A 20986-nucleotide genomic window follows, 5' to 3' on the forward strand; every position below is an offset into this window, starting at 1 on the left:
GTTTGCATCGTAGTGTGTTGCACGACCTACCCATAAAAGGAGCCCATCTCATGCGTCTCGTTGTCTGTTGCTTCAAAGGGGGTGTGGGGCGCACCACGCTCTCGCTCAACCTCGCCGCCGCGTTTGCCGGCCAATCCCGCGTGCTCGTCAACGACCGCGACCCGCAATGCGGTTCCGTGGCGTGGTCAGCGATGAGCGACGGGGAAACGCCGTTCACCGTGAGCCGTGCCTCATCCCCAGGCTTCGACCTGGAGATTCAAGACCTGCCGCCCAGCGCCCCAGTGAAAGACCAGCTGCCGGACGCTGACCTCTACATCGTCCCAACGCTGCTTGACGGGGGCAGTTACGTCGTCTACCTGCGGACCATCGACACGCTGCGACGTCAGGGCAAGCCCTTCCTGCCGGTCGCCAATCGGGTCAACCTCAAGCGGGCGGAGCACCGCCGCCGGCTGGAAGATCCCAGCCTGGCAGGCGCCATCGTCATTCCCGAACGCGCAGCACTGGCCAGCTATTACGAACTGGGGGAAACCGTGTTCTCCATGCGAGGAGCTGGGGTGGACAAGGCCCGAGAAGACATTTTGCGGGTAGGTCAGGCTATCCAAAAAAGGTTGGCCAACCCGGGCCGGGGGCAGGCATGATGGAGCTCCCAATGCTGCCCCTGCCGGACCTCATGGCTGCCAAGAAGACCCCCGCCAAGAACGCCGTTGCCAAAGCCCGCAAAGACCTGTGCAAAGCCGCGAAAGTGGTCCACGCCAAGCCGCGACGCACGTATGCGCCGCTCATTGATCTGGACCAGTTTTCCGAGGAGCAGCTGGCAGAGCTGATGGTGGCTGCAGGGGACGCGCCTGGGCGCAAGACCTATTTCGACTACAGCGAAGAGCAGCCCTTTATCCGGTCGGGGAAGAAGGTGTATCTCGAAGTGGGGCGTGGTAGCCAGATGTTTGACTATCGAGACGCCCAGGGCGTCAGGACCGAGAGAACGATGGTGACCGTGCCGCCCAAGCTCCGCGATCAGCTCCAGGATTTGACGGGAGAAGAGAGACCGGTGATCACCACTGCGATCATCGCCTTGGCGTCCTGGGCCTGCCAGGAACTAAAAAGGAGCAAGCGGCGCTTGGTGGTGGCGACGGCGACCGACGACCTGGATCCGGTGCGGAAACAGGTCCGGAAGGCGATTGTGGGGCGGGCGAGGAAACAACGGTAGCCCTGGGTTGGTAGTGAACGACAGGCGGCCATGGGCCGCCTTTTTTATGGCTGGCGGCGGGTGGAAAGAGCAACGGCAAAAGCGGCTCAAAGCAAAAGCGGCATGGGGAAAAGGCGGGTGGGGCCTCGGCTTCCGCCGAGCCCGGTGCTTGGCTGGAAGTGTGAGGCGTTTCAGGGTTTTCGTGTCTTTTGCGGTTGCCCGTCACTTCTGCACTTTAGTCAAATAAATGTGTTGTTTTCGGGTTTACATTTTTACGCTCTGTCGTAGCCTGGATTTGTAGGGAGGCAATACCGCTGACCTGAAAACCAAACAAGGATTCATCATGAAAACCCCTCGCCGCCAAACCCTCGAAAACCGCGCCGCCCGTTTGGGGCTGCGACTCTCCGAAGCTGGGCTCCACGTCAAAATGGAAGCCGCCAACAACTGCGAAGCCATGCCGCGGTGGGAGCTTTCGGACGGGAAATACCAAGACAGTCTTTGCGGGTATGCCACCCTGGCCGAGGTTTCCGAGGCGTTGGATCACAAGGAAATCATGGCAGAGCTATGAGCAGGTCCTACGCCATCCCTGGGGTGGTAGTGAAAGACAGGCGGCCATCGGCCGCCTTTTTTATGGCTGGCGGCGGGTGGAAAGAGCGACGGCAAAAGCGGCTAGAGCAAAAGCGTGTTGGGGAAAGGCGGGTGGGGCCTCGGCTTCCGCCGGGCCCGGTGCTTGGCTGGAAACGTGAGGCGTTTCAGGGTTTTTGTGTTTTCTGCGGTTGCCCGTCAGTTCTACACTTTAGTCAAATAAATGTGTTGTTTTTGAGTTTACATTTTCAGGGCCTGTCGTAACCTGGATTTATAGGAAAGCAATACCGCTGACCGAAAAAGCCAAAAAGGTAACCGTCATGCAAAAAAACACTTTCACCATCGAAGCTGACTACTCCGCCAACAGCTGGGGCAGCAACTGGGAGCCCATCGACAACGCGGAATACTCGACACTCGCCGAAGCCGAAGCCGGCATGGAAGATCTGGAGCAGAAACTGGGCTGGCGCAACATGCGCATCGTGGATGAAACGCGTTTTGTTTGGGCCTACGGACAGGAGGGCGAGGATGAAGATGCCTAAGCTCTATGCCATCCAATCCAAGCAACCGGCCCCGCGCCGGTTGTCTGGACCGAAGAAAGAGCTGATCTACGTCGATGCATCCAACGTTCTGATTGAAAGCGATGCGCATGTCCTAGATATGCGAGAGCTTCTCAAGCTCCACAAAGAAGATTTAAAAAAGAGGAGCAATAGCGTTTTGCAGGAGATCGCTCGTGGTTCGTAACCCCTACGCCATCCGACCCAAGCAGCCGGCCCCGCGCCGGCTGCCCACGGTTCGCATTGCCCCGGCCAAGGCGGCCGCATTCCGGGCTCTCGCTCGCCAGCAGGGGCTCACGGCCAGCAGTGCATTGGCTGCCCTGGTGGCCGCCCATGTCGACATCCGCCAGCCGTTCGGGCCCCGGGTCCGTGCCCAGCATGGGCCTGATGGGATGCGCTACGGCGCGGTGCTGCCCGATCCCAAAGTTCCTGAAGAGGTGGCCAAGAGCCTGATCCAAGACGCACGAGCTGCTAGGATCTCGCTGGGCGAGGCGATGCGGCAGTTGGTTGACCGGTGCCTGGAGCAGAGCAGGTGAGGCGGGGAACAAACGGGGGAGGGGAAGCGGCGGCCTGAGGGTCGCCTTTTTTATGCCTGCAGTCTGGCGATGCTGGGAGAAAAGGGGGGGCGCCCCTTTGGGTGGTGGCTGGGTTTTTGGGATGTGGGAGAGTTGAGCGGTGGCTGGGGCGGAAGCCCCGGCCCATGTCCTAACCTCCCCGGAGGGGGCCTTTCAGGCGCGGCCCCGGGCCGCGTTCTTTTGAGCTCTAGGAGAGAGAAGGCAACGGCAAAAGCGGCTCAAAGCAAAAGCGGAAAAGCGCGGTGGGAAAAGGGCAGGTCGGGCCGCGGCTTCCGGCGGGCCCGGTGCTTGGCTGAAAACGTGAGGTGTTTCAGGGTTTTGTGTTTTCTGCGGTTGCCCGTCAGTTCTGCACTTTAGTCAAATAAATGTGTTGCTTTCGGGTTTACATTTTTATGCTCTGTCGTAACCTGGATTTGTAGGGAGGCAATACCGCTAACCTGAAAACAAACAAGGATATTTATGAAGATTCACACTCTTGCGACCGACGGAAGCCAAGTTATCGCTATCACCCAAGCTGCTTCCAGCGGTGGGAAGTATGGGCATCCTGTTATGCTTTCTGCGATTCGTTTTGACTTGACTTCATTCGATCAAGTGATGGAAGAGTTGAATAAGAACGGCCATCGCCACGAAAAGAGCTTCGAAGTGATCGAGCGCTGGAGGGTGGACGCCAGGAATCAGGGACCTCGCTCCCGCTTCGGCCAAACCTTGGCTGCTCTGCGTGAAGAGGTCGGTGACAATCTGAAGGGCAACGTGCTCTTCGCGACAGAGGACGAAGAAGAAGATCCGGTGGAATCGTTCAAGCCAATGACTCGCGCTATTGGCCTCGATATCGCTTTGCCTGCCGCCAGCTCCGCAGCCCGCCAGCCGGTGCGCTTTTGAGGGCACACTACGAAGCCAAGCCCACGAAGCTTAAGAAGAGCCCCGGTAAGCCGGGGCTTTTTATTGGGCGGGGGCTAGGGATGCATAGAAGCAAGAGCGGCCAGGGTGCCGCCTTTCTTTTGTCTGCTCCCCCGTCACCGCTGGCCCCATACACTCTTCCCCATGACTCCACTTACCACCCCAGACGGCCGTTACCTCATCGTCCGCGGGCGCCTCTGGCGAACCACCAACCCAGGTCTCAGTGAGCAGGAGAGGCAACGCCTGGTCCACGAGCTGATGGACGCCCGGCGTGCCGTCAAAGCAGCGAAGGCCAACGTGAACGAGAAGGCGCTGGCCGCCGCCCGGCGCGCCGTGGACAGCGCGAAGAGGGGCTTGGGCGAACGTGGCCCGGTGTGGTGGACCGATGGGGAGAGGGATTGGAACCGGTGCCTGGTGAAGAACTCCCCCTATGCGGGGTGGTTCTACCAACAAGCCAATGGTGAGGCGGAGACCGGCGAGATGTAGGATGTGGGCTTGCACCGACTTCCGCCTCATGCGTCAGGGATGCTGTAGCCATGGCAAGGAACAAGCCTATCGATTTCCCCGTGCTCCTGGTCGAGTGCGACACAACTGGCGTAACGCGAGACGACCCGATCATTCACATCATGTGCGTGCTGGTCGATAAGGGGCAGGACGGCAACGCGCATCCTGCTGCCACTTATACCGGCTACCAGGAGGTGGCCACGCCATCTTCGGAAGAGGCCTTCAGGGCACACGGTATCTCAAACGAGCGGCTGAAAGGGGAGAGCCTCGACTTGGAGCAGATCCGCGGTCTGATCGCCCAAGCCGGCTCCGTTGTTTCGAGGAGCCCACGGTTCAACGCTAAAAAACTTCACGCGCTAGTGCCCGAGTGCTTGGAGAAGCGTTGGTTCCCCTATCCCCACAGGATTCAGAACTGGCGCTGGGAGCATTTCCCGGCCGTGGCTCGCATGGCGATCATGTGTGGTGAGGTGGAGAACGACGGCTATGGAACCATCCATCACCTGTCCGAGCTCCTCAAAATCGAGGCAAGCTCATACGAGGTGGTGTTTGACGAGGACGGGCCGCCTACGCTGACCGTCAAGTTCGGGAGGCGCAAGGTGCTGGAATGCTTCCCCGAGGCCTTGCTGAAGTGTGTAGAAGGGGATCGGTTCCGCTTCCATGGGAAGGAGGGCTACGACTTCATCACCGCCTACTGCGACTCGGGCGATGCCTTCCGTGACCGCGCCTTCCGCTTGCAAACAACGCCTTCAAACCTGGCGCTGGCTGGCACACGGGCCTACTTGCAGAAGATCAAGGGCAACGAATACGTCATTGGTGCATAGGCCGCATTCCGCGCGCCGAGCGTCAGCCCAGTCTCTCGTTCACCAAACGCGCCCAGGCAAGCTGTAGGGATCTAACCTCATCGGCCCACGCCCGGTAATCGTCCAGCGGCATCGGGGCCTCCTGGCCGCGCTTCACCCTCTCCAGGTATTTGGCCTTCCGGGCCAGCGCTTCTCGATACCGCAACTCCGCTTCTTCCAGCCTGTCCGCCCGTTTCGCAGCCTGCAGCTGCGCCAGCCGGCGAACGGAATCCGGGTTGGTGGACAGCACGCGGGGAGCATGAGGCAGCGCCTGGCCTTCGGTCATCGGGACGCGCTTGTGGTTGCTGGCCGGGTCCATGACGCGGTGGCGCCAGCACTCTCTCCAGTCGTCTGCGTCCAGCGGGCCATCGCCTGGCACATCCAACGGCACGACGATCCCATGGGCCTCGATGAGCGCCCACACGGCCCGCAGGAACGCGTCCACCGGAAGCCGTAGAAGGGTGACCTGGCCCTCTGCTAGCACCTCGCCCCCGTCCCTCATTCGTAACGCCAGCAGGGTCTCGCTCAGTGCCAAGGCATCGCCTGACCGGGAGTTCCAGCCCACCATGCACACCCTCTCCCCATCCACCTCACCCGACCACGCATAGACCTGGAAGCGGGGCCTGGCGAAACGCGCCAACAGGTGGGAGAGCAGCCGCTCACGCTTGGAGTGACGCGATAGGGGCGTGAAGTGGTTTTCAGCGTAGAGCAACGCAGAGCGCCGACGCTCCAGCAGCAGGGCCACCCGGTCAGGGTCTGCCTTCGCTCGCCATTCGGACCAGCTCACCACATCGCGCAGGCCCTTGGCAGTAGCGCAGGGACGGCAGGACGGCACCCAGTTTTCGACAACGGAAGTCGGCCCTCCCAGTTGAGCGGGAACCAGCGGTGTAGCCGTCCAGGACTGGGGTGAGGACAGGTCCAGCGGAGCGGAGCAGAAGGCACAGGCGTTGCCGAACTCGACCAGCCCTGCTTTGCGTTGCCACCCGTTGGCCTTGCCTTCCAGCGGGGCATCGGCTCGGGCAATGGAATCCAAGAAGGGGGGCAGCTCAAGCACGGAACACCCCCCAGCCGTTCTGCGTAGGCCGAGCACTTGGATCGCAGAACGGGGGCAGTGGGGCGTTGCAGGAGCCTGAAAAAGATTTGACTAAAGCGCTTTGCCGAGCCTGTCGAACCTCCCCAGCAACCGCCGATCCAAAACCCAGAACCTGCTTGCCCGATCCATTCCCAGCCCAGCACTGGACCGCCAATCGCTGATCAAAGGCCGGGGGACAGCGAACGAGAGCAAGGTCAGCCCGCTTGACTAAAACGCATTGACTCAAGGCTTTCCAGGCACCCGAAACGGACGCAAGAACCCCAGCACTCCACCACCCGAACCCCCAAGCAGAGTTGACTAAAACGGATGGAGACAGGGCTTTCCGAACACCCGGGTAGCGTGACTGAACCCAACCACTCACGGGATCCCATGCTGGCCTCCGCTTGACTAAAGCGAACAGGAGCAGGGCGCGGGAGTGGGGAAAACGGCGGTCCCCGATTTCTGAGCCAGGGGGCGCGGAGTCGGTGGGGAGGTGGGGAGCTGGCTGGGTGGGGAGGAAGGCTGCGGGGGGTGGCAGAAACTTTTCCGAGGGGCTGAGCGTGGCGGGGGCGAGGGGCATTCGGGTCTCCGGGTCTGTTGAGGATTGGGGCTTTCCTAAACTTCTACCGTGGAAAATCGGAAGCGCAAGATCGGTGGAGCGAAAACTGGAGAGGGGCTGCGGGGAAAGAGGTTGGCTGCCCATTCACCGTTCAAGGTTTTCCGAAGGGTGAAGGGAGTAGGCCATACACAAGTCGCACTGAAGTGTTTTTCCAGCTTGGCTAGAAACGCTGCGCGTTTCCATCCTTGAACGCCTTGCCGCGCCTTGCTTTTAGCCTTGGCTAACAACTTGGCCAACCGTTCGGCTGAAAAATGGCCGGAACCCCAGCAAAACAGAAGAAAAACGGCTTAGCCCACTTGCGCAACTGAAAACTCCTGCTAATCCATTGAGTATGGATTTTTAATGCAGGGGGTTAAATGGGTCGTCCGTCGCTTCCAATCAAGTCTTTCAACATTGCCAGCGACGAGCTGGAGAGCGCGCGGTATTGCGCGAAAGAGCAGGGGGTTTCGCTCAATAAGTATTTGCGCCTAGCGGTCTTGGAAAAGAACCGGGGCGTGGTGCAGGGGTTGGAGACCCGCGACGCCCTGGACGACATCCGGGCCGTGGTGCGCGAATCCGAAACGCGGAATGCCCTTGCCCTAGAAAGCGCGCTGGCGGACTTGCGAGCAGAGCAGAGCGCGGCGCTTCAGGCCAATGAGGACCTGGTGGTGAAAACCCTTCAAGCGTTTTCCCAGTTCCTGGCGCAGCAAGAACCCGACGCCGAAACCCTCTCCAAGCAACCGGCTGCCGAACCCAGTCGAGCTTCTGCTGCTACCTCGGCGTTCCTGCCTCCAAAACTCTAACCCTTTCCCCACTACCTCATAAGGAGGCATACCCATGAAGCGTTTCATCCTCACTCTCACCATCGCCGCGTTGCTGGCTCCGGGGCTTTCGTTTGCCCAGGACAGCACCCAGCCCGAACCCCAAAAGACCAACAAGCTGCGCCTGTTCAAGGCCGGCGGGATTGGCTGCGCTGCCGGTGCTGGCCTGGCTCTGCTCACCGGCAAGAAGGACAAAGCCGCGGCCGCGTGCGCGGCTGGGGCGATTGTCGGAGGCATTGCTTCCTATCAAGCCCAGCTTAAGGAGTTCCGCCGACTGGAGGCCGAAGCCAAGGCCGCTGGCCTGGATGCCAAGGTCAGCACCAAGACCGTGGAAGCCAAGGACGGCCAGGTCGAAGCCCTGGACAAGCTGGTCATTCGTTATCCCGCGAGTGACATGCAGCCCGTGAGCCCGAAGACGGCCGCGACGCTGGACAAGCTGGCCGCGTTGCTGAAGGCCAGCAAAGAAAAGCTGACGGTCAGCTTCAGCGGTGCCGATGCCGCCGTGTGCCAGGTGCCGGTCGTTGAGCTGGCAAAGCGCGGCGCGCTTCAGAACGCCACGGTCGATGACCAGTGCGGCCGGGGCGATTACGCCATCACGGTTTCGCCGATCCCCGACGTTCGCTAAGCCAACCGAGAGCTGGGGGGCGAAAGCCCCCTGGCGCAAATCTTTTTCAAGCGCCTGGGAGGAACCATGACACCCGAAGAACTCATCAAACAACGCAAGCAGCGCGAGCTGCTCGCCAAAGCAGCACAAGCCAAGACCACCGCGCCCACGGACGCGGAGAAGCTCGTCAGCGATGCGACGAAAGAAAACTTGAAAACCGCAGGCCGACTGGCTGCAAGTTTTGGCAAAGCCTTGGCAGACAAAACCAAGCAAGCGGCCTCGGTGGCCGCTGAGAAGGGGCGAGAGGCGCAAGAAGCGTTGGCCCGGCGTGCGGAAGAGGCCAAGGCGCGCAAGGAAGCCGAAGCCGCCGAGAACGCACGCTTGGAGGCCGAGCGCGCCCAAGCGTTGGTCGAGCAAGAAGCGACTGCCCAGCCCGAGCCGCGGGTGGTTGAGCCCGAGCCCGTTCAAACCGATTCCGCTCCCGATGCGCCCGAGCCGGTTGTTGAGGAAGTGGTTCCCGAGGTCGAGCCCGAGCCGACGCCAGAACCTGAAGCCGTCCCCGCGCCGGTCGCCGTGGAGCCGGTCAGTGTTCCTGCGTCTGCCGTCAGTGAAGCCGTGGACGCAACGCCTGCCGCTCCAGCACCTGTCGAGCGGGTGGTCCCGTCTGTTCCGGCCTCTGCTCCGAGCAAGCCGGCTCAAGCCCCGGCAGCGGCCCCCAAGGCGACGGCGACCCGGGCCCCGGTGAAACCGGAAGCCCCCAAGGCCAGCCCCGCCAAGCCGTCCGGTGAGGCGGCTGCGAAGGACAGCAACAAGAAGGGTTGGCAACTTCTGGCTGGGTCGGGCGTGGCCGTCCTTGTGCTGGGTGGGGCGTTGGCGTGGTGGATCACTCACCGCTCCAGCGAAACCGTTCCGCTCCAAGACAAACCGGCTGCAGCAGTGACTGCCCCGGCCCCCGTCGCCGTGCCAGTTGCTCCGGTTGTATCCGCGCCGCCCCAGGTCGAGGAGCCCAAGCCCGTGACTGCCCCGGTGGAAGAGAAGGCCGCGGTCGCTGCCCCGGTTGTGGAAGCCCCGGTGCTGGCAGAGCCACCTAAGGCCCAGACCCCGGCAACTGCCCCGGCGTCAAAGCCGATGCCCGTTTCGAAACCGGCTGCAAAGCCCAAGCCGGCCCCCAAGCCTGTTGCTAAACCCGAGCCGAAAAACGATTGGCAGGACCAAGCCAACAGCGATATCGATGCGTGGGCAGAAAAGATCAGGTGAAGTGCTTGCGCTTATCGAAAGCCTTGCTAGAAAGAATGTGTATCCATGAAAGATGGGAGGAAAAATGTTTGGGTGGTTGTTTACGCAGTATCGAAAGCCCGGAAGGCTCCACTTCGGATCGAAGTGGCTCAACCTGCATGGGCGCTTCTTCATTGGTAACCCAGAAAGCTTTGGGCTCTCCGATTGCAGGGAAAACGTCCTGACCTCGTATTACTACCTGCGGGCGGACCGGAAGATGCCGGTGGCAAACGATGAAGACTTTGATGCCTGGAGGATGGACGCCCTGCGCGCCAGCCAGGTTCGGCACGCCAGCGAAAAACATGTGTCCAAAGCCGGCTTCCTTGTCACCTCCGCCGCGTGCGTGGCCCTTTGCTTTGGGGCATTGGTCGTCAACAAAGCGAAAGGGACACGCCCTTCGCCGGCGGCAATCCAACTTGCGCCCTCGTTGTCGTTGAACGAGTGCAAAAAGAAATGGACGAGCGGCACCATCACGCCTCAGGAAATCGTGGCGTGTGAGGCGCTATCTCAAACCAACAACAAAAACGGGAGGCACTGAGCATGTTGCTATCGCTGATGGATTGGACGGTCGGTATTGGCCGCAAGCTGTTCAAGAAGGACGATCAAGCGTCGAGCACGCTGGAGCAAATCATTCTGGACGGCAATGACCGCTACGAAAACTTGGTCGGGCGCTTTGACGTGAGCGACCGCGTGAAGAGCCGCGTGCTGGACGTTCCCCCAGAGGATGTAGATATGGCGGTCCAAGCGGGCGCGGTTTTCGACGAGAAAGAGATGGCACTGGTTGTGCCCGAAGAACTGGATCTGGACCAGTTCCATCCGTGGTGGCCGAAGGTTCCGGAGGATCTGCGCAACACCCAGGCCCGCATGATCATCACCAAGGAAGGACGTCGTGCCGAAGGCTTCGTGCTGGGGGACGACATGGCGCTGGGCGGCGACAGCACTGCAACCTCGCTGATGTATCTGGCCTTCCCGCTGATTGGTGCGGTTCAATACTTCTTGGGCTCGCTCATTGGCGCTTTTAGTTACGTGGTGCTGCTGGCTGCCATTCCTTACTTTGTTGCGTTGAAGCAAGCGGAAGGGATGAAGGAAGCCTTCAAGGGCCTGGCCCTGATGGTGCTGCCCGTGCTGATTGCAACCGCTTCGGCGGCGTTGTCGTCCGCGCTCCACGTGGACGCGGCCAGCATGGGGCAAGCAGCGGTTGACCCGATGAACACGGGAGCGGGGATGATGGCGGTCGCTGCGGGCTTTGCCAAAATGGCGGGCATCGTTCTTCTGATCTTGACCATTCCTGGCCTGCTGTTGTTTGCGGCCTTCCTGAGTGCGGCCTCGCATCCCCACCGGGGCGTGCTGGGGGGGACCGCCGAGCGCTTCATTCAGATGATGAAGTGGATGGTGGTGATCTTGGCCCTTGTTGGGGTTGGCTCCCTTCTCCCGGACGGAATGGGCGTGGCCGTGGCGTTTGTGATTGCGGCCATGTATGCCTTGCAGTTCACGGAAGGCAACTTCGTTCAAACGGCCGCTCGCCTCTACCTGCAGAACATGGATAACAACCTGGCGACCCAGGGTGCCCTGTCCAAGTCCCACGTGAAGGCCCGCGAGCAGCAGGCTGCCGAAGCGTTGCGCGACAAGACCCCGCTTTTGAAGGTGGGTCGAGCGTCTGGTCACCTGAACGACCGCGGCCATGGCTTTGCGCCGGACAAGGGCACGGTGATGATGCTGTCCTGGCGCGACCTGACCCAAGGCCTGATCGTCTACGGGCGCATCGGTTCGGGCAAGTCCTTCAGCGTGCTGCGGCCGTTGGCCCGTCGCTATCGCGAGTCCGCATTGGCCGTAGGACTGCGGAATGAAATGAAGGGGAGCGCCGCGGGCGAGACCGTTCTTGATGCGAAGCGCAGCGGGGGTGGAGCACTCATCCTCGACGCGAAGGACGGCGCGATCATCTCCGATTTGGGCAAGGACGCGTTTGATATCGTCGTGCGCGCAGGCATGTCGGTGGCCCCCTACGAGGGCCTGGAGCCCGACCAAATCACCAAGGCCCTTCGCGGCGCGACCGGTGGCAAGGTCGATGAGAAGTCCAAGCTCTGGAGCGACGGCGGCGACGCGTTCCTCTTCCACACCGGCATCATCCTGAAGGCCGCATGCGAGCACGAGCAGGCCTACCGAGACTTCTGCATCGCCAAGCTGGAAGGGTTGGAGCACGCCCGGTTGATGATGCTGCTGGAGCGGGAGGAGTTGGAGAAGCGTGGCTTGGGGTTGGAAGACCTGGAAGCGGCGCTGGCTCGCGTGGAAGAGCAAATGGGCACTTACGCGATTGTGGCGGAGGCTTCCCGGAACTGGTTCTACACCCCATTCCACCATGCCAAGCTGTTGGCGATGGTTGAGCAGGTGGTGCCGACGCCGCGTGGCGGGGAGATTGCCAGCGCTCGCGTGCTGGAGTTGGTGAACTGGTTGGGGTTGGAGCGCCCGGATACGTCTAGCACTGACGAAGAGCGGGAGGCCTATGCCGCCTACTCCCGGGACTACCACAACCGCTTGGCCACCCGGTCCGAGACCGTCCATCCCGACTTGCTGCGTCCCATGTCCCAGCTGCAAAGCTCGCTGGAATGGGCATTGCTGGGCGTTCCTGCGATGCATAAAGAGCAGCGCCAGTCCTTCACGTTGAACTCGCGGGGGCTCATCGAAAAACTGCTTCGGGGTGAAAAGCTCCGGACGGCAGATGACATCCCGTGGCATTCCGTCGAACGTGGGGAAGTGGACGTCTCTCAGGCGCTTTACGGGAAGTTCGTGGGCTTGTTCCTGCCCCCCACCCAGTTCGGCGAAGCGGGCGACATGATGCAGCGGTTGCTCAAGCAGCGTGTCATGAACGGCATTCGGGCACGCGGGGCGCACGGCGACAAGTGGCGCGAAATGCTGCCGGGCCAAACCGACGTGCTGTTGATGATGGACGAGGCGCATTTGCTGCTGACTTCGGACGATGTGCTGCTCTTCAGCACCTCCCGAAGCCTGGGGTTGATGCCGGTGATCGCGGTGCAGGGCCACGACAGCCTTATCAACACCTACGGGTCGGAGAACGAAGCCGATTTGCTGGCCAACACCATGCAATCGGTCGTCGCGCTCAACCACTCGTTTGTCACACGCAACTACTTGATGAAGCGGCTGGGCAAGGCTCAGTTGACCACCTTCAAGGAGCCGACGCGTGGCATCGATTTCTCGGGTGGCTTGACCAACTTCCGCCACAGCGTTCTCAACGACCCGAACCACCCCTACGCAGCGGCCTACGAGCAAATGCTGATGCAGGGCGCAGGCCGCTTGAGCGCGCTTCGCGTGGATCCGGCGACGGGGCGCAAATGGCGCGTCGGGGCTGAAGACACGGTGGGCCAAGAGGAGCTGGCGCGGGACATCGACATGCCCACAGGGGGCAAGCGGGAGGTCCTGCCGCTCTTCCTGGAAGAGGAATACCCGGCCCTGACCGCTGCACGCGGCAATGCGATTGTCTCGCTCTGCCGGGCAGGCGTGAGCCGCACGGACTTGGCCGAGATGATGCCCAACGACTGAGCCCAAAAAGGGCAAGGCAACCCTTGCCCTTTTCCAAAATCGATCAATGCTGACCTAACCATCCATTTCCTTGAAGGAGGACTTTATGAGCAATGCCCACTTCGACGTCTTCAACGACCTGCTGGGCGCTCGCGATAAACGGCGAGCCAAGCTGGCCGGAGAGCGTCCAAACGACCACCAACCGCAGAAGAAAGCAGTCTTCGACCAGTCGCTGGCGAAGGACCAGGCCGATATCCAGGAGAAGCAACAAGCCGTTTTGGACTGGGCCAAGCAAGCCAAGCCCGACGAGATCACCGACGCACGAGAGCGCTTGCACGCACAGGTGCAGCAGCGCGCTGAAGACGCTCCCAAAGACAAGCACGCCCAAGTGGTGTTCAGCACCGTGGACGAATGGCGACAGAAGCGCCAGCAGAAGGACGGGGGGCAATCCTTGGGGGAAAACATCCCCATGCTGACTGCGGCCCAGCGGCAGCAAACCATGGGGCCTGGTAAGTTGGGCTACGCGCACTACGCCGCCAGCGCGAAGAAGGAAGCGGACTTCATGAAGCGCTATGAGGCCAACTTCGACTGGGATAAGCACGAGGCCCAAGTCCAGAAGAACATCTACCGTCAATGACGGTCCATTCCCCGTGTCGCATCCAGGGCCCTTCGGGGCCCTTTTTGTTGGGCACGTTCCCTTGTTTGTGAGCGGATCGATCCACCCATAAAAGCAAACGTCAAACGCGGCTCAAAGCAAGAGGTGGGATGGGGGTTGGAAAAGAGAAGAAAGGTTTTGACTAAACATCAAAAGTGTCGATCAATCGAGATTTCTCGGGTTGCCAGTTTTATGAGATGTGGTTGACTGTAATCAGTTAAACACAACCGGGGGAGGTCCCTATGTATATTTTTGCCGATGCTTACGAGTATGCCGTGGACAATGTGGGGAACCTGTTGATCACTTTGGGCGCGTTTTCGGTGGTGAGCTACGTGGCCGCCAACGTGGCGGGGTTGCTGGCATGATGACGTGGTTGAAGGAGGATTTGGAGCAGATGGATCTGCACACCGTTTCGCTTTTCCTGCAAACCGGGGTTTTGATTGGCGCGGCTTTCATCATCAAGATCGCTTGCTGATTGCCAAAACCGAAAAAGACGGTATGCAAAGGGGATGGAACCCCAACACGACAACCCAGCAGGCAACCCCGGTGGGGGCGATTTCTTGAATCGTCCCCACGAGCCGTTGCTTCATCCCATTCTCCACCCCCTGACGCTGGCCCAGTTCTACGGGAAGCATCACGAGGCCGCCGCGGGCGCCGATGCGCGCGAAGTGTTGGACTTGGCCACGCGGTTTTGCCGAGAGGCCCAGGTTTTCGGGTTGGACACCCAGACCGACGCGGGTTTTGACTGGGTGATGACCCCCAGCCGTTTCTCCAACCGCATTTCCCTGGAGCTGGGGCAGGGCGGCCACGCCGCATTGCTTCAGGTCGATCCAGACCTGTCCGCTCACCCGCTCGACGCAGCCATCCATGCCGGCGTGCTGGGCCACAATCCCCTGGCTTCCGCTTACGCCTTGCTCCCGGCCGAGCAGCGGGAGGGGCTGTTGAGAGAGCTGAGGGAATCCATCGACCAGGTCCAGTCGAACCGTTCCGCAGCGAAGCAGCTCCAGGCCCTCCGAGCCCAGCCCGAGTTGCCGCAGGCAGCCCCAGCGCTTCCTCACCTGGACATCGCCAGGCTCCTGCAGCGCTACGAGGTCCCCGATGCCCAAGCCCGGTTGGCGGCGGACCACGTCAAGGCGACCTATCGAGAAGCGCTAACCACGATGCATGGTAGCCAGGTGCTGGCAGCAGCCCATGCGCACGCCCCGCACTTGGGGCTATACGGAGCCCCTTGGCAGACGTGGCTTTGCGAGAACGCAACGACCGGGAACCTGGAGGGGGTGGAGGCCTGTTTGCGCATGCAGGCCGAGCCCAATGTGCCCGACGCCAACGGCGAGACGCCGCTACACCTCGCCGCGCGCCACGGCCACCCCGGCATCGTTCGTCGGTTGATTGAGGCCGGCGCGGATCCAGCATTGGGCAACCCCCGCGGGGAAACTCCTCTACATGTGGCGGCCCAACACAAACGCGCGCAATGCTGCTTGGAGCTCATGGCCGCAGGCGCGGACCCTGGGCGGCTCGACAACGCCGGCCGCAAGCCGGGCGACGCTCACCGGGAGAAGGCACGTGAGCAAGTCCACGATTTATGACTGCTGGAGCTGGACGGTCCCGTCGAGCATCGAACCAAGTCGGGCCGTCCGCTATTGGCCCCAGGCCCTGCTGTCTGGGGCGTTTGTGGCTGGTCTGGTCTTCCCAGCAGCGCTTTGGTTGGGCTGGCAGGTGCCCAGCAGTCACACGCTCATGAACTTCAACCAGGCCCTCACTGGCAGCCTGGCAGCGCTGGGCAACCTTGCCACCGGCACGATCTCATTCCGAGAGCCTGCCGCCGCATTCTGGGAGGTGGCCAAGGAGCAGGCAACGTTTGGCACGTTGGCACGGGTCGGCGTTGCGGCGGGCTTGGCAGGGTGGGCGTCGATTTGGGCGACGCGGCGTGGGCTCATCCCGCGCTCAAATACCTGGCATGTGTCCGGCGCTCAACTGTTGCAGGGGAAAGAGGCCCTGACTGAAGCCCGGCGTCGTTCGCTTACAAAGAAGGAGCAGAGGGGCGAGCGGCATGCGTTGTCACTACATCCGGCTTGGGTGGTCAGCAAGAAGCTGCTGGCCCGTCACATGTTCATCTATGGAGCCGTGGGAATGGGCAAGTCAGTCATCCTGAAGCACCTGCTGGAACAGGTTGTTCGGCTCGACAAGAAGGCTTTCATCTACGACATCAAAGGAGACTTTACGTCGATCTTCGAGCGCCCAGTGATCGTCTGCCCCTTCGACAAGCGAAGCTGGATCTGGGACGTGGGACGGGACGTAGCGACGCAAGCCCAAGCCGCCGCGTTCTCCCAAAGCATCATCCCCCCGGAGGAGGGCAGCGGCGCATTCTGGGCGTCTGCGGCGCAAGCCTTGCTGGAAGGGTGCGTGCGCGAACTCCAGGCCACGAAGGGCAAGAACTGGGGGTGGGCAGAGTTGGCCGCGTTGGTTGCCCGTCCCGCTGAACCGATGGCTAAAGCACTGTCGCTCTACTACCCCCGAGCCGCCGCTCTCATTTCGAATCCCGATTCGAACACCACCAGCAGCTGTATCGCCGTGCTCGCCAACGGCACCGCGGTTATCGAGCGCCTGGCCTTGGCATGGCCCGAGCGCACGCCTGGGCAGATGTTCTCCATGCTGGACTGGATCAAGGACGACTACACGGGATGCAAGCAGGTCATTGTTCAATCAGGTCCTGATGAGGTGCTAACCAAGGCCTACATCTCCGCCATGATCAACTGCGCGGTGCCGGAGATCATCGGCCCCTCGCTGCCAGATGACGAAACCGGGCGATTCCTGGGCTTCTTCTTCGATGAGCTCACCTCCGCCGGCAAGCTCAACATCGAGCCGTTGCTGGCCTTGGGACGCTCAAAAGGCGTGGTGGCCTGCATGGCCGTGCAGGATTGGTCACAGGTCGAGAGGGTCTATGGGGACAAGACCGCGCAAGCCTTTTCAGGGTTGGTCGGCACACACATTATTTGCCATCTCCAAATCGGCGAGACCCGGGAAAAAGTCTCCCGGAACCTGGGCAAGCGCACCGTGGCTTGGCGGACCCACGACGAAAAAGCAACCGTCCACGAGGAGTCGAAAGCCGTTGTTCCGCCGGGGCGGCTCACTGACGACTTGGGCCCACGCAATGGCAGCGCCTATGGCTCCGAGGGTTGGGGCATCCGAGCCATCGTCCAGACCACCGGGGATCCGCTTCTGCTCAACTGGCCAGGCGTGAGCTATCCCAAGGTTCGAGATGGGCAGGAACGGGCGAGTTGGACAGAGGAGGGCGCTCGCCCGGTGGAGCAGAAACCCATGCCTGAGAGCGACGCGCAGAGCGCAGCCGAGGTCCAGCGCGTGCTGAAGATGACCGCCGACCAGGCCGCCGCGGAGCTGCGAAAACTTGGTGCCACGCCGCCGAAGCTCCGCGCCGTTTCAGACGACGAGCTGGAAGCCATCTTCCGCAAGTAGTGGGGTTGTGGAGTCGCTGGGTTTTGGTAGATCTGAAGGGATACCCAGAACCTGGAGAACTCATGATCAACGCCACACTGCTGAAGCGAAACGCCGGGGGGACCAAGGGTGGTTCCGCGTCGATTTACTACCTCTTGGCCCAGGAAAAGCTCTCTGAAGAAGCCGAGCAGGCAAGCATGGCCGTGGGTTACTACAGCCGCTCCGCGCCGAGCAAAGAGGCGCAATCGAAGTTCTATGGCGGCTTGGCCCAGCACCTGGGTCTGGCAGGCGTCCGCGCCACGGAAGAGCTGATGATTCCGCTGACGGATGGATTTGACCCCAAGACCGGGCGAGCGCTATGCCACGGAGCCGGGGATCGCGGCCAGGTCAAAGTCCGCTTTGATAAGACCGGCAAGGCCCCGTTGCGCGACAAAGACGGCAAGGTGGTCACGTATCTGGCCGGTGGCCATCGCATCGGCTACGACATGACGATCAGCGCGCCGCTGGATATCAGCGTGGCGTTTGCACTGGCGTCCGATCCGGCAGAGCAAGAAGCCATCCATGCCGCGCACCGCAACGCGGTCCAGCGGGCGATGGAAGCCTTTGAAGCCATGTCCGAAACCCGGCGCAACAAGGCCGGGAAAGACGTCATTGGGGTGGATGGGTTGATCTGGAGCAGCCATCACCACTACGCCTCCCGAGCCGATGAAGCGACCGGGGAGATGGGCCCGAACCTCCACACCCACAACCTGCTCTACAACCTCTCGCTGGGCAATGACGGCGAAGAGGCCAGCCTCTCTGCTGAAGAAATCTACCGCTACCGCAAAGCGATGGATGAGGTCTACAAGACCGAGCTCTACCAGGGCATGAAGGCGCTGGGCTATGGGGTGGACCGAATCCGTGAACTGGACGACGACGGCCAGGAAACCGGGCGCGTCTACGCGCGGATCGCGGGCCTGGACGAGGAGGTGACGGATCGCTACGGCAACCGCCGCAAGGAAATCCTGGCCTACGCAGCCAAGCACAACGTGTCTAATCAGCAGGCCACGTTGGCCACGCGCAAAGACAAGGACGAACCGCCTTACCAGGAGCTCATCGCGCACTGGCAGGACACGCTGAAAGGCTTCGACGTATCCACGGAAAGCCTGAAGCAGGCCAAGGGCAACGCGCACGAAATGGAGCAAAAATCTACGGCTGAACTGCTGGAACGGCTCCACGAGACCGACGCCATCTTCTGCGACCACAACCTCTTGGAGGTCCTGGGCCAGGAATACGCCGGCAGCGTCACCGTGCCAGAGCTCTACAGCTTGGTTGAAGCGTTCAAGAAGGAGCACGGCCTGGTGCTGGTCAACCCCATGCGCCTGCACGACGACGACAAGGGCGACTCGCTGGCAAGGCGGCATACCCAGGAGCGCTACTGCGCCCCGTGGATGCTCCAGGTCGAGCAGGAGGTGGTGGCCTTCGCGATTGACCGAGCCAAGGAAACCCATCACCACGTGCCTTCGGCCGATGTGGACCGGGTGGTGAAAGACTACGAAAAGGCCAAGGGCTTTCAGATCTCCCAGGAGCAGCGCCACGCGCTGGACCACATCACCCAGGGCAGCGGGGGCGTGGTCAACCTTTCCGGCCTGGCCGGCACAGGCAAGACCACTATTTCCGAGTGTTTCAAGGCAGCGTTCGAGACCCAAGGATTCGAGCTGCTGGGCGTCTGCGTTTCCAACGCCGCGGCCGAGAAGCTGGAGGCGGAAAGCGGCATGTCCAGCGTGAGCATGGCGCAGATGCTCCATGACCTGGACAAAGGAAAGATGCAGTTCCGCAAGACGGACGTCATCGTGGTGGATGAGGCAGGCATGGTCGATGCGCGCAACACCCACAAGCTTTTCAGCTACGCCGCTGCGGCCGGGGCGAAGGTCATCATGCAGGGCGACGTGGAACAGCTTCAGCCCATCGGGGCTGGTTCCGGCTTTCAGTTGACCAAGCAAGCGGTCGGCGATGCCAAGCTCACGGAAATCCGACGCCAGGGCAAACAGGAAGACCGAGACACCGCGCTGTCGTTCTACGCCACCGACGAGCACGGCCAGGTCATCGACTTGAAGAAGGCCAGCCGTTCCCGGGCCCAGACCCTCGACAAGGGCAACGAAATCAAGGCCCGGTTGCTCGACACCATCCGCGAAACGGCCACGGAGAAGGACGCCCGCGAGCGCTTGCTGCACGAATACTTCGAAGACCCAACCCCGATGCAGGAGAAGTTGGTCATCGCCCACACCCGTGCAGACGTGGCCGCGCTCAATGCGGGCATTCGGGCTGGGTTGAAAGAGCGTGGTGAGCTGGACCAGGACGAGGTGGCGATCGAAGCCCGGGACAAGGGGCGCAAGTTCGACTTGGCGTTGTCCAAAGGCGATCAGATCGTCTTCACCGCGAAGAACAAGGACCTGGGGGTCATCAATGGCACGCAGGCCGTGGTGGAGAACATCAAGCCCTCAAGGGCGGGCGGCTACGACATCAGCGTTTCCATTCGCTCGGAGACCAAGGCCGATGGCCGGCGATTGACGTTCAACAGTTTTGAGATGAAGAGTTTTCAGCATTCCTACGCAGGAACAGTGCATAAAAGCCAAGGCCAAGGCAAGCGGGAGATCTACCACCTGGCGAGCCTGGGCATGCTTGATGCCCATAGTGGGCTGGTGGCCTTCACACGTTTGACGAAGGGAAGTTACCGCATGTATGCAACGTCCGAAGACGTGGAGCGGTTGAACGAGCGCCTGGGGTTGGAACGGTTGAAAGAGACCGTGCTGGACGCGGGACTGAAAGACGATCCGCAACGGCCGGTTGTCCAGCGCCCTGGGGCAGTTGCACGCCCCACCACTCAATGCCCAGCCGCTCAGCGAACGCGCATCCAGGGCAAGCTCGACGCGCTGCTGAAGGAGCACGCGGAACGCCCAAAACCGCAGATGAGCGAGGGCGAGCGCAAGGCCCGTTGGCTGCTGGAGGTGCTGGAGCCGTTGCGGCGGGCGCGCAAGGCGTCTCCCAAGCTGCCGGCGCAATCCCCGAAACACAGGCAGGGCTTCTCGTTGTGAGCAGCAGGCTGGGCGGCCATGCCGCCCATGTGCTTTTCTCTCCACACCGCTTTTGCTTTGAGGCGCGGCCACTGGCCGCGTTCTTTTTGACACCAAAGCAACGTCAAAAGCGCATGGAGGGTGGGGCAGGGCAGCCCGCGGCTTCCGCCGGGGCCCTTGCTTTACAGGGCGGCCATGACCACGGCCTGCAGCACTATCACCGCCACGCCGAAAAGGAAGGGGTAGAGGAACAGCCATTTGAAGAACCCCCAAGCCAGGGACGACGGAGCCCCCGCCGAGCGGCGCGGAACCGCCTCGGGCCACGCATACCCCGCCGCCAAGGACTTCATGTAACCCGTGGTGCGCCTGCGGGGGTCGCGGATAAGAATGCCCGGCGGCTTGCTATAGATTCGCCAGCCATGCTGAAAGGCCTTGTAGCGCCACGCGTATTCATGAGCCTCGGCATCGGCCTGGGTGCCCGTCATGCTCGACAGCGGGACGAACGAGAATCGGCGTCCCTGCCAGCCCCCACGAGCACTGCGGTGCTGCTGCTCGCGTTGCTTTAAATCGACGGTCTGCCCCACGTAGCAGCACCCGTTGTCAAAGAACAACCCGTAGAAATGGCGTGGGCGAGGCAGGTATTTCTGATTGCGTTTCCAGTTCAAGGGCCCTCCATTGATGGGTATACCTACATACCCATAAAAGAAAGAACCGATTCGTCAAGCCCTGGCACGAACAAGGGCCCCGAAGGGCCCTTGCCGAGATACGATCACCTCCTTTTCCA

At 61.5% G+C, this 20986-nt stretch carries 21 protein-coding genes; 19 read left to right on the plus strand and 2 right to left on the minus strand.

Features of this window, described 5'->3' with window-relative positions; genetic code table 11:
- Positions 1-50 precede the first annotated feature (50 nt).
- The 9 genes from ACZLIF_RS06365 (at position 51) to ACZLIF_RS06405 (ending at position 5119) form a co-directional block, all read left to right on the plus strand.
- Positions 51-638 (plus strand): ParA family protein, encoded by a 588-nt coding sequence (locus ACZLIF_RS06365; protein WP_139726875.1) that lies wholly within the window; start codon positions 51-53, stop codon positions 636-638.
- An 11-nt stretch (positions 639-649) separates the two neighbouring features.
- Positions 650-1204 carry a hypothetical protein gene (locus tag ACZLIF_RS06370; protein WP_478462444.1) on the plus strand — a complete coding sequence of 185 codons (555 nt, stop codon included), beginning with the start codon at positions 650-652 and terminating at the stop codon, positions 1202-1204.
- A 322-nt stretch (positions 1205-1526) separates the two neighbouring features.
- Positions 1527-1751, plus strand: coding sequence for a hypothetical protein (locus tag ACZLIF_RS06375; RefSeq protein ID WP_046433416.1), 225 nt, complete (start codon positions 1527-1529; stop codon positions 1749-1751).
- Between the two features lie 337 nt (positions 1752-2088).
- Positions 2089-2307: a hypothetical protein gene (locus ACZLIF_RS06380; RefSeq protein ID WP_478462446.1), complete on the plus strand. Its 219-nt coding sequence runs from the start codon at positions 2089-2091 to the stop codon at positions 2305-2307.
- Positions 2294-2509, plus strand: a complete 216-nt coding sequence (locus ACZLIF_RS06385; RefSeq protein ID WP_024957697.1) for a hypothetical protein — start codon at positions 2294-2296, stop codon at positions 2507-2509. The genes ACZLIF_RS06380 and ACZLIF_RS06385 overlap by 14 nt, the downstream gene beginning before the upstream one ends.
- Positions 2499-2858 carry a hypothetical protein gene (locus ACZLIF_RS06390; protein ID WP_478462447.1) on the plus strand — a complete coding sequence of 120 codons (360 nt, stop codon included), beginning with the start codon at positions 2499-2501 and terminating at the stop codon, positions 2856-2858. The genes ACZLIF_RS06385 and ACZLIF_RS06390 overlap by 11 nt, the downstream gene beginning before the upstream one ends.
- A 498-nt stretch (positions 2859-3356) precedes the next feature.
- Positions 3357-3776 carry a hypothetical protein gene (locus tag ACZLIF_RS06395; RefSeq protein ID WP_049452734.1) on the plus strand — a complete coding sequence of 140 codons (420 nt, stop codon included), beginning with the start codon at positions 3357-3359 and terminating at the stop codon, positions 3774-3776.
- 162 nt (positions 3777-3938) lie between these two features.
- Positions 3939-4280, plus strand: a complete 342-nt coding sequence (locus ACZLIF_RS06400; RefSeq protein WP_478462449.1) for a hypothetical protein — start codon at positions 3939-3941, stop codon at positions 4278-4280.
- A gap of 50 nt (positions 4281-4330) precedes the next feature.
- Entirely contained in the window at positions 4331-5119 is a 789-nt protein-coding gene (locus ACZLIF_RS06405; protein WP_478462451.1) for a hypothetical protein, read from the plus strand.
- A 22-nt stretch (positions 5120-5141) separates the two neighbouring features.
- Here the strand turns inward: ACZLIF_RS06405 and ACZLIF_RS06410 are convergent, their stop codons facing one another.
- A complete protein-coding gene (locus ACZLIF_RS06410) occupies positions 5142-6170 on the minus strand; it encodes a hypothetical protein (protein ID WP_478462452.1) in 1029 nt (342 codons plus the stop codon).
- Between the two features lie 1014 nt (positions 6171-7184).
- Here ACZLIF_RS06410 and ACZLIF_RS06415 point away from each other — a divergent pair.
- From ACZLIF_RS06415 to mobF, 10 genes are all read left to right on the plus strand, one after another.
- A complete protein-coding gene (locus ACZLIF_RS06415; protein ID WP_464048708.1) occupies positions 7185-7610 on the plus strand; it encodes a hypothetical protein in 426 nt (141 codons plus the stop codon).
- Between the two features lie 34 nt (positions 7611-7644).
- Positions 7645-8253, plus strand: a complete 609-nt coding sequence (locus tag ACZLIF_RS06420) for a hypothetical protein (RefSeq protein ID WP_180862707.1) — start codon at positions 7645-7647, stop codon at positions 8251-8253.
- Positions 8254-8319: 66 nt separating this feature from the next.
- A complete protein-coding gene (locus ACZLIF_RS06425; protein WP_464048709.1) occupies positions 8320-9489 on the plus strand; it encodes a hypothetical protein in 1170 nt (389 codons plus the stop codon).
- Positions 9490-9553: 64 nt separating this feature from the next.
- Entirely contained in the window at positions 9554-10045 is a 492-nt protein-coding gene (locus ACZLIF_RS06430; protein ID WP_464048710.1) for a hypothetical protein, read from the plus strand.
- A 2-nt stretch (positions 10046-10047) separates the two neighbouring features.
- Positions 10048-13062, plus strand: coding sequence for a TraM recognition domain-containing protein (locus ACZLIF_RS06435; RefSeq protein ID WP_464048711.1), 3015 nt, complete (start codon positions 10048-10050; stop codon positions 13060-13062).
- 85 nt (positions 13063-13147) lie between these two features.
- Entirely contained in the window at positions 13148-13678 is a 531-nt protein-coding gene (locus ACZLIF_RS06440; protein WP_024957452.1) for a hypothetical protein, read from the plus strand.
- A 260-nt stretch (positions 13679-13938) separates the two neighbouring features.
- Complete coding sequence (locus tag ACZLIF_RS06445) at positions 13939-14061, plus strand: hypothetical protein (protein WP_254918208.1); 123 nt, start codon at positions 13939-13941, stop codon at positions 14059-14061.
- A gap of 144 nt (positions 14062-14205) precedes the next feature.
- The gene (locus ACZLIF_RS06450; protein ID WP_464048712.1) at positions 14206-15282 is read left to right on the plus strand and encodes an ankyrin repeat domain-containing protein; all 1077 of its coding nucleotides are present in this window, start codon (positions 14206-14208) and stop codon (positions 15280-15282) included.
- Positions 15260-17170: a type IV secretion system DNA-binding domain-containing protein gene (locus ACZLIF_RS06455; protein WP_464048713.1), complete on the plus strand. Its 1911-nt coding sequence runs from the start codon at positions 15260-15262 to the stop codon at positions 17168-17170. Before ACZLIF_RS06450 ends, ACZLIF_RS06455 begins: the two co-directional genes overlap by 23 nt.
- A 62-nt stretch (positions 17171-17232) precedes the next feature.
- The gene (gene mobF / locus ACZLIF_RS06460; RefSeq protein WP_478462455.1) at positions 17233-20223 is read left to right on the plus strand and encodes a MobF family relaxase; all 2991 of its coding nucleotides are present in this window, start codon (positions 17233-17235) and stop codon (positions 20221-20223) included.
- Between the two features lie 161 nt (positions 20224-20384).
- Here the strand turns inward: mobF and ACZLIF_RS06465 are convergent, their stop codons facing one another.
- On the minus strand, positions 20385-20867 hold the full coding sequence (locus ACZLIF_RS06465) for a GIY-YIG nuclease family protein (protein WP_042773838.1): 483 nt from the start codon (positions 20865-20867) through the stop codon (positions 20385-20387).
- Positions 20868-20986: the final 119 nt, after the last annotated feature.

Source organism: Stenotrophomonas sp. 2201_Sma (assembly GCF_056486685.1).